The sequence below is a fragment of the Streptomyces sp. NPDC054770 genome (assembly GCF_053611985.1).
On record NZ_JBSHBL010000134.1, the window covers coordinates 1 to 17,732 of the forward strand.

Genomic DNA, 17,732 nt, shown 5'->3' on the forward strand with positions numbered 1-17,732 from the left:
CACCCCAGGAGATGGGCGCGCCGGCGATCCGGTTCAGCTGCGGGGTGGTCATGCCGTGGCCTTTCGATGGTTCCGGTCGGGGTCGGCGACCGCGGCCGGCTCGCGGCCCGCGAGGACGTCCGCGACACCGCGGGCGGCATCGACGAAGGTCAGGGTCATCGCGCGACGTGTCATGCCCATCAGGTGCGGGGTGAGCACGACGTCGGGATGGTCGAACAGCGGGTGGTAGAGGGCCGGCTCGGGGTCGAACACGTCCAGTCCGACACCCGCCAGCCGGCCCGACTCCAGGGCGGCCAGGGTGGCGTCCGGGTCGAGCAGGCCGCCCCGGCCGCAGTTGATGAGGATCGCCCCCGGCTTGATGCGGGCCAGCAGCTGTTCGTTCACGAGGTGCCGGGTGCCCTTGGTGAGCGGCGCGTGCAGGGTGAGCACGTCGCTCGACTCGGCGAGTTCGCCCAGGTCGGCGCAGGCGAACTCGGACGGCACCGCGCTGAACGGGTCGTAGGCGAGGATCCGCATCCCGAACGCGGTGGCGAGTTCGCCGACCCGGCGGCCGATCCGGCCGTAGCCGACGATGCCCATGGTCGCGCCGTCCAGGTCGCCGACCGGTACGGTGCTCCGCTCGGCCCAGCTGCCGTCCCGCACCAGCTCGGTCAGCGGTTGCAGTCGCTTGGTCAGGTGCAGGGCCATGGCGAACACGCCCTCGGCGACCGCACGGCTGCCGCTGTTCGGCGTGATCACCACCGGGATCCCACGGTCGGAGGCCGCCGCCACGTCGACCAGGTCGACGCCGACGCCGGTGCGGGCGATGACCCGCAGTCGTGGGGTCCGCCGCAGGAAGTCCGCGTCGACGTGCCGGTCGGCGCGGACGATGGCGCCCTCGGCGACCGCGAGGTCCTCGGGGGTGGGGTCGGTGACGAAGGTGACCCGCTCGCCGAGGACCGGGGCCACGGTGTCGGCGTCGACCGGGCCGAGCGCCACCACGACATGGTTGCTCATGCGATCAACTCCGCGCGAGATGACCGAAGGTCGCGCCGGGCACCGCGAGCACCGACTGCCAGGAGCCGCTCTCCGCGGAGGCGGCGGCCGCCGCGATCACTTCGGCGACGGCGTGCGCGTCCTCGATCGTGGAGTTGTGGTGCTCGACTCCGGTCACGGCGGCGAGGAACTTCTTGGCCTCGATCACCTTCAGGTCGTCGTAGCCCATGCTGTTGCCCGGTCCGGGCTGGAAGCTGGCGTAGTCGCCCATGTGGCCGTTGCCGAGAACCGTGGTGTAGCCCTGGTCGGGACCGCTGCGGCCGAGAGCGATCCGCAGTTCGTTCATCCGCTCGAAGTTCCAGGTGACCGAGCCGTCGGTGCCGTAGATCTCGAAGCCGATGCCGCACTGCGGCCCGACGATGACGCGGGAGGCCTCCAGCGTGCCGACCGCTCCGCCGGTGAAGCGGACCAGGGCGGCGGTGTAGTCGTCGTTCTCGACCTCGGCCATCTCGCCGTCCTCGATCACCGCGAAGTGCGTCCCGGAGCCCATGGGCAGGATGGGGCGCTCGGTGTAGACGGTGCTGGTGAGGGCGGCGACCTCGTTGATGGGGGACACCACGTAGCTGACGAGGTCCACGACGTGGCTCATCAGGTCGCCGAGCGCGCCGTGTCCGGCCAGGTCCCGCTTGAAACGCCAGGACAGCGCGCCCTTGGGCTCGGAGGCGTAGCCGGAGAAGAAGGTGGCGCGCACGTTGGTGATCCGGCCGAGCCGGCCCTCGGCGATCAGCTGGCGGGCCCGCTCGACGGCGGGGGCGTGCCGGTAGTTGTAGCCGATGGAGGTGGCCACTCCGGCGGCGCGGGCGGCGGCGGCGACCTCGGCGGTCTCCTCGGCGCTGCGCCCGACCGGCTTCTCGATCCAGAACGGCTTGCCGGCCTTGGCGGCGGCGATGCCGATCTCGTGGTGCAGGATGTTCGGCGCGCAGATCGAGACGACCTCGACGTCCGGGTCGTCGAGGACGGCACGGTAGTCGGTCGAGGCCTTCTCGTAGCCGAGGACGTCACGGGCGTAGGCCGCGCGGTCCTCGGCGGTGTCGGCGGCGTGCACGAGCCGGGGCTTGATGCCCAGCTCGGGGTAGACGGAGGGCAGTGCCTGGTAGGCGCGGCTGTGCAGCTTGCCCATCCAGCCGACGCTGATCAGTCCGACGCCGATCTCGCGTGCGGCGCCCGGGGTGCTGGGGGTCATCGATGTCTCCTGAGGGTCACAGGGCCTGGGCCCGGGCCTGGCCGAGCGCGGTGGACAGGGCGGCGGCGAGTAGGGTCGAGTCGGAGCCGATACCGATGAACGTCCAGCCCTCGGCCCGCTTGGCGGCCGCGGCCGCGCCGTCGGGAACCAGGAGTCCGCAGGCCTTGCCGTGGTCGGCGGCGGCCTTGCGGACGCGCTCGAGGGCCTCCCGGTAGACGGGCGCACCGAACTCGCCCGGCACGCCGAGGTCGTGGCTGAGGTCGCGGGGGCCGACGAACAGCACGTCGACGCCGTCCAGGGCCGCGATGGCCTCGACCTCGTCCAGCGCGCTCGCCGACTCGATCTGGACCACGCCGAGGATCTCCCCCTCGCGGTCCAGGGCTTCGGGGTCGAGTCCGAAACGGCAGGCCCGGTTGTAGGTGGCCACGCCCCGATCCCCCGCGGGCGGGTACCTCAGGTGCCGTATCGCTTCCCGGACTTCGGCCGCCGTGTCGAGGCGCGGCAGCATCACCCCGGCGACGCCGAGGTCGAGGACGCGGCCGATGCGGATCCGGGCCGCGGACTCGACCCGTACGACGGTCGGCACCCCGTAGGCCGCCGCCGCGGGGACGGTCGTACGGACCTGCTCCTCGCCGCCGGCCCCGTGTTCGAGGTCGAGCAGCACCCAGTCGGCTCCGGCGGCGGCGCACACCTCGGCCGAGACGGGGGAGGCGAGGCCGACGAACGTGCCGAGGGTGGCCTCGCCGGCGGCGAGGCGGCGGCGCAGGCGGCCGAAGTCCAACGGCGAGCGATTCATCCGTACCACCTCTGAGACGCCAGGCCCTCTTCGTATTCGCTGCGCAGTTGCGCGACCGCTTCCTGCTCAGAGACCTCGGCCGGGGCCACGTCCCACCACACGCCCGCGCCGGGCAGGTCGGCGTGCGGGATCACGGGGACGACGAGGACGACGGGACCCTCGTGGTCGCGGGTCCCGGCCAGGGCGGCGCGCACCTCGTCGGCGGTGGTGGCGCGGAGCGCGCGGGCACCCAGGCCCTCCGCCGTCTTGACCAGGTCGACCTGGAGGTAGTCGCCCTCCAGGCGGGCGGGCTTGCCGGAGCCGATCTCCAGGCTGCCGTCGCGGTAGCGGAACTCGTTGCCGAACTCCCGCCCGTTGCGGCCCATCTGGAGCCGGTGGATGACCTGGTAGCCGTGGTTCTCCGGGATCACGATCGTGACCGGGAGCTTCTCCTGTGCGGCGGTGACCAGTTCGGTCGGCGCCATCAGGAAGGTGCCGTCGCCGAGGAGGGACAGCACGCGCTTCGAGGGGTCCGGCTCGGCGAAGCGGACGCCGAGCGCGGCGGGCAGTTCGTAGCCCATGCAGGAGAAGCCGAACTCCAGGTGGGCGAAGCGGCCTTCGGTGGCGTCCCACACCTTCTGCAGGTCACCGGGCGGCCCGCCGGCGGCGGCGATGATCGTGTCGCCGGACTGGGCATGCTCCTGGAGCAGGCCGATCAGCTGGCCCTGGGTGAGGACCGCGTCGGTGTCCCGGACGACGTCGGAGTCATCGGCCAGCGACGCGAAGTCGAAGAGCGTGTCCGGGTCGAGCGCGGCGGCACGCTGCCGCTGCCACTGCTCGTCGAGGGCGCGCACCTTCTCCTGCCAGGCGGCCGACGTGCTGGTGCCGTCCGTGCGTACGGCGTCGGTCAGGGCGGCCAGAGCCCGCTTGGCGTCGGCCACGATCCCGGTCGCGCCCAGGCGGCCCGCGTCGTGCACATTGACGTTGATGCTCGCGAACCGCACCTCCGGGTTCTCGAAGGCGGAGTGCGAGGCGGTGGCGAAGTCCGTCAGCCGGGAGCCCACGGTGAGGACGAAGTCCGCTTCCCGGGCGAGGGTGTTGACGGCCGGGGTGCCCTCCAGGCCGATGCCGCCGAGCTGCCACCAGGCGCGGCGCTGGACGGCGCCCTTGCCGGCGAACGTCTCCGCGACGGGGATCCCCGCCGCCTCGGCCAGCGCCTCCAGTTCCTCGCCGGCACCGGAGTACACGACCCCGCCGCCAGCGATGATCAGCGGCTTCTCGGCCTCGGCGAGCAGGCGTGCCACCGCCGCGACCTCGTCGGCGTCCGGGGCCGGGCGGCGGATCGGCCAGTCGCGCTCGGCGAAGAACTCCACCGGGTAGTCGTAGGCGTGCGACTGGATGTCCTGGGGGAGGGAGACGACCACCGCTCCGGTGTCCACGTCGGTGAGCGCGCGCATCGCGGCGGGCAGTGCGGTCAGCAGCTGCTCGGGCCGGGTGATGCGGTCGAAGAAGCGGGAGACGGGCCGGAAGGCGTCGTTGACCGAGGTGTCGGCCTCGATGGGGTGCTGCAACTGCTGGAGCACGGGGCCCTGGTGGCGGGTCGCGTAGGTGTCGCCCGGCAGCAGCAGGACGGGCAGCCGGTTGACGGTGGCCAGGCCCGCGCCGGTCACCATGTTCAGGGCGCCCGGGCCGATGGAGGCGGTGACGGCGAGCGTGGCGTGCCTGCGCGTCGCCTTGCCGTAGGCGGTGGCGATGTGGACGAGCGCCTGCTCGTTGCGGCCCTGGACGAAGGGGAGTTGGTCGCTGAGCTGGTCGAGGGCCTGGCCGAGTCCGGCCACGTTGCCGTGGCCGAAGATGCCGAGGGCGGCGGGGACGAGGCGGCGGCGGTGGCCGTCGGCCACCGAGTACTGCCGCGAGAGGTAGATGACGACGGCCTGGGCGACGGTGAGGCGCACCGTGCGCGGTGGCTGTGGCGTCCGGTCAGTCATGGGTCGGCTCCTGATCGGGGGTTGTGCGAGGGGAGGGTGACCGGGTCACCAGGGGCGGCCGTGCAGCACGATGGTCTTGACCTCGGTCATCTCGCTGACGGCGGCGCGCGGGCCTTCCTTGCCGTAGCCGCTGCCCTTCAGGCCGCCGTACGGCATCAGGTCGGCGCGCCACAGCGGCGTCCAGTTGATGTGGACGGAACCGGCGTCGATCTCCCGGATCGCGCGGACCGCTCCGGCGACGTCGGAGGTGAAGATGCCGGCGCCGAGGCCGTACGCGGTGCCGTTGGCCTGCGCGATCGCGGACTCCCAGTCCGCGGCCGAGCTGACGGCGACGGCGGGGCCGAACAACTCCTGCTGGCTGAACGGGGATTGGGGGTCGACGTCGGCGACGACGGCGGCCTGCACCACCGCTCCGTCGCGCGCGCCGCCGGTCAGGACCCGCGCCCCGTCCACGGCTGCCTGGGCGATGGCCCGCTCGACGCGCTCCGCCTCCGCGGTGGTGATGAGCGCGCCCATCGTGGTGTCGGGGGAGGAGGGGTCGCCGGTGCGGATGGCCTCGACCTTGGGGACCAGGGCGTCCAGGAAGTCACCGGTGACGGCGGGGTGAGTGATCACCCGCTGGACGGAGATGCAGACCTGTCCGGCGTTGACGTACCCGCCGAGGGCGACGGCGCCGGCCGCGGCCTCGATGTCGGCGTCCGGCAGCACCACGACCGGGCAGGAGGCGCCCAGCTCCAGGGACAGCTTCTTCACCCCGGCCACGCGGGAGATGTGCTCGCCGGTGGCGGTCGAGCCGGTGAAGGAGATCTTCCGGACGCGGGGGTCGGTGACGAGCGCGTCGCCCAGCACCGAGCCCGAGCCGACGAGCACGGAGAGCACGCCTTCCGGCAGGCCCGCGTCCACGAAGCACTCGGCGAGTTCGAGGGCGGTCAGCGGGGTGCTGGTGGCCGGCTTCAGGATGACCGCGTTGCCGGCCGCCAGGGCCGGGGCGAGCTTGTGCAGGACCAGCAGCGCCGGGTAGTTGAACGGCGTGATGGCCACGACGATCCCGCAGGGCTGGCGCAGGGTGAAGCCGAGCTTGTCCTGGCCCGTGCCGCGGTTGGCGTCGAGCGGCAGGGTCTCGCCGTAGAGCTGCGTGCCCTCGAAGGCGGCGAGCCGGATCAGGTCGCCGGAGCGGGACGCCTCGCCGGTCGCTTCGGTGATGGTCTTGCCGGACTCCGCGCTGATGGTCTGCGCGGTCTTCGGGGCCCGCTCGTCGGCGAGTTCCGCGGCGCGCAGCAGGATGCGCATCCGCTCGTGGGCGGGAGTGCGGCGCCAGACCGCCGCGCCGCGCTCCGCCGCCGCGAGGGCGGCCTCGACGTCCTCGGTTCCGGCGAGGGCCACCGTGCCCACGGTCGAACCGTCGAACGGTGAGGTGATCTCTCGGGTCCGCCCGGTACCCCGGGCCACCTGCCACCGGCTGCCGATCAGCAACTCCACGGGCGCCATCGCCCTCTCCCTTCAGGAGATCGTCAGAGCACGGCCGTGCGGGACATGTCACGCGGGTCCCGCAGGCCAACGGCCAGGCCGTTTACGTGCTCGCAACGCTAGGTCGACGCGGAGGAATTACTGAAGCCCTCGAATAAATCATTTGTCCATCATCGGTGCCGTCTTTTTTCCATCATCGTGAGTGGCTTGACGGCCTCCGCCCCTCGGCGGGCGGTCTGCTCAGCGGAACGGAGCGGTTCGGCGGTGCCCGGGTCGTCCCTATGCTCCCGGCATGAGTGACGGTCTGGCGCGGTGGCGGAGCTCAGCGGGCCTCTGTTCCGTTGGCTCCGGTCGGTTCCGCCGTGGGCAGGAGGTCCTTGCGCACGACGCCGTCCTGGACCACGCACACGATGTTCGCGGGATCCCCGAGTACGCCGATGTCCGCGAGCGGGTCGCCGTCGCACAGGACCAGGTCGGCGGTCTTGCCCGCCGTGAGCGTACCGAGGCGGTCGGCCAGGCCCAGGAGTTCGGCCGAGGTGCGGGTGCCCGCGACGATCGCGGCCATGGGATCCATGCCGAGGTCCACGAGGTGGCCGAGTTCCCTCAGGTTCCGGCCGTGCGGGCAGACGGCGGCGTCGGTGCCGAGCGCGATCCGGGCGCCCTGCTCGATGGCGCGGGCGATGTTCTCCTTGGTGACGCCCGACCAGCGGACCTTCTTGCGGTAGTGGTGCTCCGGCATGGCGTCCTTGTTGATTCCGCCGAAGACCGTCGACAGCGTCGGCACGATGAAGACGCCCCGTTCGCCCGCCATCTCCAGTGCCTGGGCGTCCAGGCCGTAGCCGTGCTCGATGCTGGTGACCCCGCCGCGGATCGCGTTGAGGATGCCCGCGGTGCCCTGGGCGTGGGCGGCGACCGGCTTGCCGCCGTGGCGCCGGCACTCGTCCACGACCGCCCGGATCTCCTCCTCCAGCAGGCCCTCGTCCTCGGGCTGGTCGTAGGGGCTGGCCATGCCACCGGTGGCGCAGATCTTGATCAGGTCCGCGCCGGCGCGCAGCGTTCGGCGCACGGCGAGCCGCGACTCGTCCACGGTGTCGGCGAGTTCGGCCATCTCGCCGCCGGTGAGGTCGGTGCCGTCGAGCAGCCGGAAGTCCGCATGGCCGCCGGTGTGACTGATGATGCGTACGGCCGTGTGCAGCCGGGGGCCCAGGATGCGGCCGGTCTCGACGGCGGTGCGGTAGCCGGTGGAGAGGCCGCCCAGGTCACGGGCGGTGGTGATGCCCGCGTCGAGCGTCTGCCGCAGCCGCGCCGCGGTGTCGTAGGTGACCAGGACCGGGTCGAGCTCGGCACGGCGGCCGGGCGGCGAGCCGTACGCGTAGGCCAGATGGGTGTGGCAGTCGAAGAAGCCGGGGAGCACGGTACGGCCCCCGGCGTCGATGACACGCAGCGCCGAGGGGTCCCCGGTGGCCGGCGGGGCCAGGGCGGCGGGGCCGGCGTAGGTGAGGACTCCGGCCGCGTCCGCGACCACGACGGCATCGTCCACCGGGAGGGCGCCGGTGCCGTCGACGAGGCGGGCGTTCTCGACCCGCAGCGCAGTCCTGGAGATCTGGTGCGTCGTGGCTTCGGTCATGGAGATCGCAGCACTCCTCGATATCGGGAACAGGCGAAATGGAGTGTGGAATGAACAAGAGCGCCCCGTGCCGCGGTGCAGCTTCGCGTGGGGATTCCACGGAGACACGCAGGAATGCGCCGGTCCAGAAAGCGCAGGATTCCACCGCGGACGGCCTTGATGAGCTGGACCTCCGCGTCGTCCACGCGCTCCAGGTCCATCCGCGGGCCCCGTGGACGCTGGTGGGTGACGTGCTGGCGGTCAACCCGGTGACGGCGGCCCGGCGTTGGCGGCGGCTGCGGGACGCGGGCCTGGCCTGGGTGACCGCCTATCCCCGGCTGTCCGACTACCGCATCGTGGTGACCGGCATCATCGAGGTCGACACCGAGCCCGGCCGGGCGCACGAGGTGGCCCGGGCCCTCGCCGCGGAGCACTCGGTGGCGAACGTCAAACTCACCGCGGGCGGCCGCGATCTGATGGCCACGGTACAGGCCACGGACCTCAACGAACTCGCCCGCCTCACCACCCTGCTGTTCCAGCGGACGCCGGGGGTCCGGGCGACCCGGACGCACGTCTCGACCGGCGTGCCCACCGAGGGCAGCCGCTGGCGACTGCGTGAACTGGACGACGCGCAGTGCGCCCGGCTGGAGGCCGGCCGCCTCTCGGACGTCCCGCCGGATCAGCGGCCGACCACCGTGCCGGCCTGGGATCCCCTGGACGCCCAGCTGCTGGAACTGCTCAGCACGGACGGCCGGATGTCGATCTGCGACCTCGCGGATGCCACCGGCGGCGGAGCCACCACGGTGCGCCGTCGGCTCCAGTCGCTGCTCGCCTCCCGGGTGAGCCTGCGCTGTGACCTGGCCAGGCCGCTGTCCGGGTGGCCGATGTCCGCCGTGTACTTCGCGTCCGTGCCCGCCCAGTACCTGGAGGAGACCGGCCGGGTCCTGTCCGGCGTACGGGAGGTCCGGTCCTGCGCGATCACCACCGGCCCGCACAACCTGGTGATCGACGTCTGGCTGCGCACGCTCGCCGATGTGCACACCTTCGAGGTCCACCTCGCACGGCGGCTGCCGCGGCTGCGGATCGACGACCGCTCGGTGGTCCTCAGCACCGTCAAGCACATGGGGCGACTGCTGGACCGGGACGGCCACTGCGTGGGCGTCGTACCGCTGCGGCACCCGCAGGAGACCCGGCAGGCGCCGGAGGCCGCGGTGTCCCCGTACAGCGGCTTCGGCGCCCTGGACGCCCTCGACAGAGTGCAGGAGCGGTGATGCGTTCCCTGTACGTTCCCTCGGCCGGCGCCCGTGTGCGCTGGACCGACATCCCGGGCGAGGGCGCCCCGCACGTGTACCTGCACGGGCTGGGGTCCGCCGGTTCCGCGGACTTCCCGGGCATCGCCGCGCATCCGGGTCTGGCCGGGCGGCGGGCGATCCTCGTCGACCTGTTCGGGCACGGCTACAGCGACCGCCCGGAGACGTTCCCGGGCACGCTGGAGGCGCATGCGGAGACCGTGGCGGCCGTCCTCGACCACTGCGCGGTCCGGGGCGCGGTGCTCGTCGGGCACTCGATGGGCGGCGCGGTGGCGATCGTACTGGCCGCCAGGAGGCCCGAGTTGTGTTCACGGGTGGTCGTGGCCGAGCCCAACCTGCTGGCGGGCGGCGGGCTCTACAGCAGCGCCATCGCCGCCCAGCCGGAGCGGGACTTCGTCGGCCGTGGCTTCCGGGCCCTGCTGGCCGGACTGGCACCCGAGTACGCGGCCCGCATGCGGACCGCGGACCCGGCGATCGTGCACCGCAGCGCCGTCGGCCTGGTGCGCGGCACGACTCCGGGGGTGGCGGAGCTGTTCCACGGCCTGCCGCAGCCGCGCGTCCTGATCGTCGGTGCCCGAAGCCGGCCGTACCCGGGCGAGGACGGGGTCCGGCGGGCCGGTATCCCGGTCGTCGAGGTGCCCGACGCCGACCATCACATGGTGACGGACGACGTCCCGGGCTTCGTGGCGGCGCTGCTGCGGGCGCTGCCGTCCGATCACCCGGCCTCGCCCGGTTTGTGACAGGCCGTCAGGTGTCCGGGGGCCTGCTCGACGAGCGCGGGCCGCTCGGCCCGGCAGCGGTCGTCGGCCAGCCAGCAGCGGGAGGAGAAGGGACAGCCGGACGGGACGTCCGCCGGTGACGGCAGTTCGCCCTTCAGCTCGATCCGCCCGCCCGTGCCGGGACCGTCGCCCGGCTCCAGGACGGAGGACAGCAGTGCCCGGGAGTAGGGGTGCTGCGGCGCCTCGAACAGCCGCCGCGACGGGGCGAGTTCGACGATCGAGCCGAGGTACATCACGGCGACCCGGCTGCTGAGATGGCGGACCACGCCGAGGTTGTGCGAGATGAACAGGTAGGCGATGCGGTCCTGTTGCTGGACGTCCTGGAGGAGGTTGAGGATCTGCGCCTGGATGGAGACGTCCAGCGCGGAGGTCGGCTCGTCGAGGACGATCACGGCCGGCTGCGGAGCCAACGCACGGGCCAGGGCGAGGCGTTGGCGCTGCCCGCCGGAGAACTCGTGCGGATAGCGGACGGCGGCCGTACTGTCCAGGCCGACCTCCTCCAGCACCCGCGCCAGCCGGTCCCGCCGGTCGGCGCGCGGCACCCGCCGGGCCCGCAGCGGCTCCTCGATGCTCGCGCCCACGGGCAGCCGGGGGTTGAGCGAGCTGTTGGGGTCCTGGAACACCATCTGCACCGCCCGGCGGAAGGCCTTGAGGTCGGTGCCGTCCGGCCGGTGGGTCATGTCCCGGCCCTCGAACCGCACGGCCCCCTGCGTGGGCCGGTACAGCCGGGTCGCGATCCGGCCGAGGGTGCTCTTGCCGCAGCCGGACTCGCCGACCAGGCCCACGGTCTCGCCGCGGCTCAGAGTGAGCGAGACGTCGTCCACGGCGCGGACGCCCGAACGGCCGGGCCCGTGCCCGAAGGTGTGCCCGACCCCCGCGAGTTCCAGCAGCGGCGTCTCATTCATCGCTCTCGCTCCTCGGCTCCGGCGTCGTCTTCGTGGCCATCTCTTCCTCCGTCTCACGCCAGCAGCGGGACGTCCGCCCTGCTCCGAGCTCGCGCAGCTGCTGCGGGGCGGCGCAGGCTTCGGTGACGCTCGGGCAGCGGGACGCGAAGCGGCAGCCGGGGCGGCGTCGGTCGTCGTCCGTGAGCTGGCCGCGGATCGCGGTGAGCCGGTTGCCGTCGCCGTCGCTGTCCCGCATCCGCGGCACCGCCGCGAGCAGCGCGCGGGTGTACGGGTGCCGGGGCGCGGTCAGCACCTGGCCGGTCGTACCGGACTCGACGACCTGGCCGGCGTACATCACCTGCACCCGGTCGCACATGGCGGTGATGACGCCGAGGTCGTGCGAGATGAGCAACATGCCCATGCCGTGCTCCTGTTGCAGCGAGCGCAGCAGTTGCAGGATCTCGGCCTGCACGGTGACGTCCAGCGCGGTCGTCGGTTCGTCGGCCAGCAGCAGCTGCGGGTCGCCGGCCATCGCGATGGCGATGACGACGCGCTGCCGCATCCCGCCGGAGAGTTCGTGCGGGAACTGCCGCGCCCTGCGCTCCGGCGAGGGGATCTCCACCGCGCGCAGCAGCTCCACGGCCCGGTCCCGGGCCTCCTGCCGGTTCGCCCGGCCGTGGATCCGCAGCACCTCGGCCACCTGGGCGCCGATCCGCATGCACGGGTTGAGCGAGGTCATGGGCTCCTGGAAGACCATGGCCACCCGGTTGCCGCGCAGGCTTTCGAGATCGCGGGGCCCGCTGCTCAGCAGGTCGGTGCCGCAGGCCTCCAGCCGGTCGGCGCCGACCGAGGCGCCGGGACCGAGCAGGCCCATGGCGGCGAGGGCGACGCTGGACTTGCCGCAGCCGCTCTCGCCGATCAGGCCGACCACCTCACCGCGTTCGACGCGCAGGTCCACGCCGGAGACGACCTCCGAGCCGCCGAAGCCGATGCGCAGCCCGTAGATGTCGAGGACCCGGCCCCCGGCGCGGGCCGCGGTGGCGGCCGGCGCGGTGGTCGGTGCACCGGCTGTCACGAGGCCAGCCAGGTGCTCTTGAGTTCGAGACGGGTGGCCGTGGCGTCCGGCCGGTAGCCGCCCACCTTGTCGGTCCAGGCCTCGCCGCGTACCGCCTTGGCGTAGGGCACCATCAGGTAGCACTGGTCGGCGATGTACTGGGCGAGCTGGTGGTAGAGGCTGACCCGCTTGCTGTCGTCACTCTCGCTCGCCGCGGCCGCCATCTGGTCCCACAGATGCTGGTCCTTGACCTTGGTGGCCGGGCCGCCCTTGGCGAACCAGAGGCTGAGGTACTGGCTGGGGTCGGCGTTGAGTACGCTCGTCATCATGATCATGTTGCTGTAGTCGCCGGACAGCACGCGCGGGACGACCGTGGCGAACGGGGTCAGCTTGAGGTTCAGGGTGATGCCGACCTGGGCCAGCTGGGCCTTCATCAGCTCCATGGCGGAGATGTCGGGGCCGTAGGCCGGGTCGCTGGGCGCGACCAGTTCGAGGGTGACCTTGGTCTGGCCGGCGGCCCGGAGCAGTTCCTTGGCCTTGGCCTGGTTCTGCGCGTACACGGTGTCGGCGGAGGTCGGGGTGGTGCCGTACGGGTCCTGGGGCGGGATGACATAGCCGAGGGTGGCGGAGTCGCCGCCGCCGAGGGTCTTGATCAGTGCCTGGCGGTCGACGGCGAGGTTGAACGCCTGCCGTACCCGCTTGTCGGCAAGGGGCCCGCTCAGCGTGTTCATGTTGATCCAGACGCTGGAGACGAGCGGCCCGTTGGCCTCGGTGATGCCGGCCGTCTTCTTGAGGTCGTCCACCAGCCGCAGGTCGCGGAAGGCCATCAGTTGGACGGCGCCGGAGCGCAGGGAGGCCACCCGCGAGGTCTCGTCGGGGATGAGGCGGTAGGTGACGGAGGAGAGGTAGGGCTTCGGCTTCTGCCAGTAGCCGGTGTGGGCGGCGAGCTGGATGGAGACGCCCTTGGTCCACTTCGTGAGCTTGAAGGGCCCGGTGCCGTTCTCGGCCGTCTTGATCTGGTCCTCGGTGTGGGCCGTGGTCCACTTCTTGCTCATGATGGCGCCGCTCCAGGGGCGGGCCAGGAAGTGGTAGAGGGACGGCTGCGGGGCGCTGAGCTTGACCTCCACGGTGCTGGCGTCCACCGCGGTGACCTTCTTGATCTTGTACTGCTGGGTGAACGGCGACTTGATGGCGGGGTCCATCAGCCGTTCCAGGCTGAAGATGACGTCGTCGGTGGTGAGTTTGCTGCCGTCGTGGAAGGTCACGCCGTCGCGGAGGGTGAAGCGGTGGGTGGTGGCGTCGACCTGCCGGTAGCTCTTGGCCAGGCCGGGCTGGACCTGGCCCTTGTCGTCGAGGCTGAGCAGCCCCTCGTAGAACTGGGAGATGATCTGCTGGTCGTTGTACGCCTGCGCCACCTGCGGGTCGAAGCCCGTGGTCGGCTCGGCGTCGAGGCCGATGGTGAGCGAACCGCCGCTGACGGGCTTGCCGTTGCTCTTGGCGGCCGTCGTCGCCGTGCCGCCGCACCCCGAGAGGAGAGCCGCGGCCAGCGTGCCGCCGCCGAGCGCGAGGGTGGTTCTGCGGGTGTACCCGTGGTTCATGATCATGACCGCCTGTGCCTGAGGGTTGGGTGAGCGAGGAGAGATGCCAGGTGGTGGGGGGAAATCGAGAAGCGGACGGGGTGTGGATCAGGGCGTACGGCGGGTGCCGCGCGGGTCGATCCGCTCCTGGAGGCCGTCGGAGATCAGGCCGAAGGCCGCCGTGGCCACGGCGAGCGTGATCCCGGGGACGATCACGAGCAGCGGGTCGTGCGCCATGTAGCGCTGACCCTCGAAGATCATTCGGCCCCAGCTCGGTGTCGGCGGCTGGATGCCGAGGCCCAGATAGCTCAGGGACGCCTCCACCAGCACGCAGGTGGCTGCCGTGTTGGCGTACTGGACGAGCGCGGAGGACAGCACGTTCGGCAGCACATGGCGGCCGATGATCACCGGCGGGATCACCCCGGCGATCCGGGCCGCCGAGACGAAGTCGCGTTCGCGCACGGTCAGCGCCGGAGCGCGGACGATCCGGGCGAAGTACGGTACGAAGATCAGCCCCATGCCCACGACGAGGACCGCCGTGCCCGGCGTGAACACGGAGACCAGCACCAGCGCGAGCAGCACCGAGGGGATGGACATCGCGATGTCCATCACCGCCATCAGCACCCCGTCCACCCGCCGGCCGCTGTAGCCCGCGAGGAGACCGATGGGCACGCCGATCAGCGCGGCGAGCGTGGTGGCCCCGAAGGCGACCAGCAGGGAGTGCAGCGCGGCGACGAAGGTCCTGGTGAACAGGTCGCGGCCGAGGTTGTCGGTGCCCAGCCAGTGGCTGCCGGTGGGTCCGCCGAGCAGGGCGTTGCCGACGTCCTCCGCGGAGTAGGGACCGAAGCCGGTGACGACCAGGGAGGTCAGCACCAGGCCGCCGAGCAGGCAGACACCTGTGGTGAGGGTCGGGTTCCAGCCGCGGAACGGCCGTCGCCGGGCGGCCCTCGCGGTCACGGTCGCGCCCGCGTCGGGCAGTACGGTCTCAGCCGTCACGACGTGCTCCTGTCGTCCGGATCCGGGGGTCGATGAGCGGGTAGAGCAGGTCGGTCACCAGGTTGATCACCACATAGGAGGCGCCGAGCGCGAGGACCGCCCCCTGGACCACCGTGAAGTCGTGCTGGGTGATGGAGTTGACGATCAGTGAGCCGAGTCCGGGAAGGGCGAAGACCTGCTCGACGATGACGGTGCCGCCGACCAGCACCCCGAGCTGGAGACCGCCCGCGGTGACCACGGGCACCAGCGCGTTGCGCAGGGCGTGCCGCAGCATCAGGCGCCGCCGCCCGGCACCCTTCGCCGCCGCGGTCCGCATGAAGTCCTGGCCCGCCACGTCGAGGACGGCGGCCCGCATGTAGCGGCAGAGCGTGGCGCCGAACGGGATGCCCAGCGCCACCGCGGGCAGCAGCAGGTCCTGGAGGTTGAGCAGCGGGTCCTGGTCGAACGGCACGAAGGAGAACAGCGGCCAGCCCGGGGTCAGTCTGCTCACCAGCAGGACCATGACCGTGCCGACGACGAACGGCGGGAAGGCGAGCCCCAGGAACGCGGTGCCGTTGACCAGCCGGTCGACCGCCCGGCCCTGGTGCATGGCGGACCAGATGCCCGCCGGGATGCCCCACACGGCCGCGATCACCGCGGCGTAGACGGAGAGTTCCAGGCTCACCGGCAGCCGGTCGGAAACCTGGGCGGCGACGCTCTGCCCGTCGAGCAGGGACGTTCCGAGGTCGCCCCGGACGGCGTGCCCGAGCCAGCTGAGGTACTGCGACCACACGGGCTGGTCGAGCCCCAGCTCCCGGGTGATCTGGGCGCGCAGCTCGGGCGTGGAGTTCTCGCCGGCGATCAGGGTCGCCGGATCGCCGGGGATCAGGTGCGCGAGCAGGAACACGACGGCGCTCAGGCACAGGACGACGGCGAGCGCCCGGGCGATCCGGATCAGCAGATAACGCAGCAATTGTCGTCTCCCTATCCCGCGGTGGCGGATGCCGGCGAGCGAGGCGGCACCCGGTCGGTCTCTGCGGTCCGGCGCCTCGCGGCCAGGCCCTGGGGGACGGACGTGGCCGCGTTCGGGTCCATGGCCCGGCCCTCGCGCAGTACCGCGCGCAACCGCCGCCGGTCCCCGAGCAGGCCCAGGTCGGCGAGCGGGTCACCGTCCACGAGCAGCAGGTCCGCGCACATCCCCGGGGCGACGGTTCCGGTCCGGCCCCCGAGACCGAGGGCGTCGGCGGCCGCGGAGGTCGCCGCCACCAGGGCCTGCATCGGCGTCATGCCGACCTGTTCGTGCAGCAACTGCAGTTCCCGGGCGTGGGAGCCGAACCGCATGGTGTTGGAGGAGTCGCTGCCCGCGATCATCCGTACGCCGGCCTGATGGGCCCGGCGGACGGAGAGGAGCCGGCGCTCGCGCAGCCGCTCTGCCTTGTCCAGATGCTCGGCGGACAGGCCACGCCGGTGACCGTGTTCCGCCATGAACTCGCTGAGGGTGAGGGTCGGGCAGAGGAAGGTGCCCTGTTCCAGCATCAACTCGATGAGGTCTTCGTCGAGTTCGGAGCCGTGCTCCAGGGTGTCCACCCCGGCGCACAGGGCCGCCTCGATCCCGGCCCGGCTGTGCGCATGCGCCGCCACCCGCAGGTCCAGGGCGTGCGCCTCGTCGACGATGGCGTCGATCTCGGCGTCCGTGTAGTTGCGCCACCCGGTCTTGTCGCCGATGGAGAGCGTGCCGCCGCTGGTGCAGATCTTGATCAGGTCCACGCCCATCCGGGCGTACTCCCGGACGCGCTTGCGGCACTCGTCGGCGCCGTCGGCCGGAGCCCACATCCGCTTCTCGTCGAGCGTCGCCGGGCAGAACATGTCACCGTGTCCGGCGGTCATGCCGACCAGACCGGAGGCGACGACCCGCGCCCCGTCGAGGACGTGCTCGTCCATCGCGTGCTTGACGGCCACCTCGGGCAGCGAACCCGCGGTGTCACGGACCGTGGTGAAACCCGACCGCAGTGCCTCACGGGCGTTGGCGGCGGCGTGCAGGGTCTGCTCCTCGACCGAGGTCAGCATGTTCCACAGATGCACGTCCCGGGGCCGGGCGCCCGCGTTGGACCGCAGATGCACATGGCAGTCGATGAGGCCCGGCAGCAGTGTCGTCCCCGGCAGGTCGTACACCTGGTCCTGAGGAGACGTCACCGTCCTTTCGGCCGGACCCACTTCGGTGATCACGGCGCCGTCGATCACCACGGACATGTCCGTCCGCGGGGCACTTCCCGTGCCGTCGATCAACGTCACGCCGGAAAGGACCGTTCGCTCCGCCATCCAAAGCTCCTCGGTCGGTGGCCGGAAACCGGGCGGCGCCCAGTGGCCGTCCGCGTGCCCGGCCCGGACCGTGACGGCGGCGCACCGAGTGGTGGAGGCGGTCGCGGCGGGGCCGGAATGAGTGACCGTTCCCTCGGTGCGGTGACGACCGCGACGGTCGGGGCGCACATCGCCCCGGTACCGTGCACCGGCCGTGCGATCCGCGCGCGGTGCGGTGCGGATACCCGCTGGCTCGACAGATTTCGTCATGGTTTGTTCACCTCCCGGTGGGAACTGACACCGAGGAGTGTGGGCGGGGGATCGCCTGCCGGTGTTACGGCGCAGATTTCGCCGGAGTTCCGTACCGGACGCGCAGGAATCCGCCGCGCCTGGAGGCGCAGATTTCCGCCACGGCCGAGTCGCGGGAGTCGACGCTCCCGTGTGCGCGCCGGGACGCCGGAGGCGGCACTGCCGGCACCGAACCGGGCGCCGGCATCGCCACGGCATTGCGTGCGCGGGCGGGCATCAACAGGTTGGCGAGGCGAGTTGAGCTGCGGCCTCTCGGCTGCCGTCCACCGCGTGGACAGCGAGTGAGCGGTGGGGGGGGCGGACGGGCGGCCGGCTGAGCGCCCGTCGGCGGTCGGCTCGGCGGTGAGAGGCCGCGTCGGGTGGTGCCCCCGCGGTGTCCGCGCAGGCTGAAAAGCCACCGGTCACCGTCGCAGGCGCGCTCCGACCGTCGCGCCGCGGCGGCGGTGACGAACCGAAAGGGCGGGTCCGGGGCGTGTCGGCCCCGGACCCGCC

Annotated in this window: 14 protein-coding genes; 2 read left to right on the forward strand and 12 right to left on the reverse strand. The window is 72.2% G+C overall.

Annotated elements, in window-relative coordinates; genetic code table 11:
- Positions 1 to 48: 48 nt before the first annotated feature.
- From ACWGKQ_RS49990 to ACWGKQ_RS50015, 6 genes are all read right to left on the reverse strand, one after another.
- A complete protein-coding gene (locus tag ACWGKQ_RS49990; protein ID WP_453298786.1) occupies positions 49 to 996 on the reverse strand; it encodes an NAD(P)-dependent oxidoreductase in 948 nt (315 codons plus the stop codon).
- A gap of 4 nt (positions 997 to 1,000) precedes the next feature.
- Positions 1,001 to 2,218, reverse strand: coding sequence for a Gfo/Idh/MocA family protein (locus ACWGKQ_RS49995; RefSeq protein WP_453298787.1), 1,218 nt, complete (start codon positions 2,216 to 2,218; stop codon positions 1,001 to 1,003).
- A 16-nt stretch (positions 2,219 to 2,234) separates the two neighbouring features.
- Positions 2,235 to 3,014 (reverse strand): HpcH/HpaI aldolase family protein, encoded by a 780-nt coding sequence (locus ACWGKQ_RS50000; RefSeq protein WP_453298788.1) that lies wholly within the window; start codon positions 3,012 to 3,014, stop codon positions 2,235 to 2,237.
- Positions 3,011 to 4,981, reverse strand: coding sequence for a 3D-(3,5/4)-trihydroxycyclohexane-1,2-dione acylhydrolase (decyclizing) (gene iolD / locus ACWGKQ_RS50005; RefSeq protein ID WP_453298789.1), 1,971 nt, complete (start codon positions 4,979 to 4,981; stop codon positions 3,011 to 3,013). Before iolD ends, ACWGKQ_RS50000 begins: the two co-directional genes overlap by 4 nt.
- Before the next feature lie 45 nt (positions 4,982 to 5,026).
- Entirely contained in the window at positions 5,027 to 6,469 is a 1,443-nt protein-coding gene (locus ACWGKQ_RS50010; RefSeq protein WP_453298790.1) for an aldehyde dehydrogenase family protein, read from the reverse strand.
- A 301-nt stretch (positions 6,470 to 6,770) separates the two neighbouring features.
- A complete protein-coding gene (locus ACWGKQ_RS50015) occupies positions 6,771 to 8,075 on the reverse strand; it encodes a metal-dependent hydrolase family protein (protein WP_453298791.1) in 1,305 nt (434 codons plus the stop codon).
- A 50-nt stretch (positions 8,076 to 8,125) separates the two neighbouring features.
- Here ACWGKQ_RS50015 and ACWGKQ_RS50020 point away from each other — a divergent pair, with 50 nt between their 5' ends.
- Positions 8,126 to 9,325: an Lrp/AsnC family transcriptional regulator gene (locus ACWGKQ_RS50020; protein WP_453298792.1), complete on the forward strand. Its 1,200-nt coding sequence runs from the start codon at positions 8,126 to 8,128 to the stop codon at positions 9,323 to 9,325.
- Positions 9,325 to 10,104, forward strand: a complete 780-nt coding sequence (locus ACWGKQ_RS50025) for an alpha/beta fold hydrolase (RefSeq protein ID WP_453298793.1) — start codon at positions 9,325 to 9,327, stop codon at positions 10,102 to 10,104. The genes ACWGKQ_RS50020 and ACWGKQ_RS50025 overlap by 1 nt, the downstream gene beginning before the upstream one ends.
- On the opposite strand, the gene ACWGKQ_RS50030 is transcribed toward ACWGKQ_RS50025, so the two are convergent.
- From ACWGKQ_RS50030 to ACWGKQ_RS50055, 6 genes are all read right to left on the reverse strand, one after another.
- The gene (locus ACWGKQ_RS50030) at positions 10,080 to 11,048 is read right to left on the reverse strand and encodes an ABC transporter ATP-binding protein (protein WP_453298794.1); all 969 of its coding nucleotides are present in this window, start codon (positions 11,046 to 11,048) and stop codon (positions 10,080 to 10,082) included. The genes ACWGKQ_RS50025 and ACWGKQ_RS50030 overlap by 25 nt on opposite strands.
- Positions 11,041 to 12,102 carry an ABC transporter ATP-binding protein gene (locus ACWGKQ_RS50035; RefSeq protein ID WP_453298795.1) on the reverse strand — a complete coding sequence of 354 codons (1,062 nt, stop codon included), beginning with the start codon at positions 12,100 to 12,102 and terminating at the stop codon, positions 11,041 to 11,043. Before ACWGKQ_RS50035 ends, ACWGKQ_RS50030 begins: the two co-directional genes overlap by 8 nt.
- Positions 12,099 to 13,679, reverse strand: coding sequence for an ABC transporter substrate-binding protein (locus ACWGKQ_RS50040; protein ID WP_453298796.1), 1,581 nt, complete (start codon positions 13,677 to 13,679; stop codon positions 12,099 to 12,101). Before ACWGKQ_RS50040 ends, ACWGKQ_RS50035 begins: the two co-directional genes overlap by 4 nt.
- 87 nt (positions 13,680 to 13,766) lie before the next feature.
- The gene (locus ACWGKQ_RS50045; protein ID WP_453298797.1) at positions 13,767 to 14,654 is read right to left on the reverse strand and encodes an ABC transporter permease; all 888 of its coding nucleotides are present in this window, start codon (positions 14,652 to 14,654) and stop codon (positions 13,767 to 13,769) included.
- On the reverse strand, positions 14,644 to 15,606 hold the full coding sequence (locus tag ACWGKQ_RS50050; RefSeq protein ID WP_453298798.1) for an ABC transporter permease: 963 nt from the start codon (positions 15,604 to 15,606) through the stop codon (positions 14,644 to 14,646). Before ACWGKQ_RS50050 ends, ACWGKQ_RS50045 begins: the two co-directional genes overlap by 11 nt.
- 11 nt (positions 15,607 to 15,617) lie before the next feature.
- Positions 15,618 to 16,952: an amidohydrolase family protein gene (locus tag ACWGKQ_RS50055; RefSeq protein ID WP_453298799.1), complete on the reverse strand. Its 1,335-nt coding sequence runs from the start codon at positions 16,950 to 16,952 to the stop codon at positions 15,618 to 15,620.
- Positions 16,953 to 17,732 lie beyond the last annotated feature (780 nt).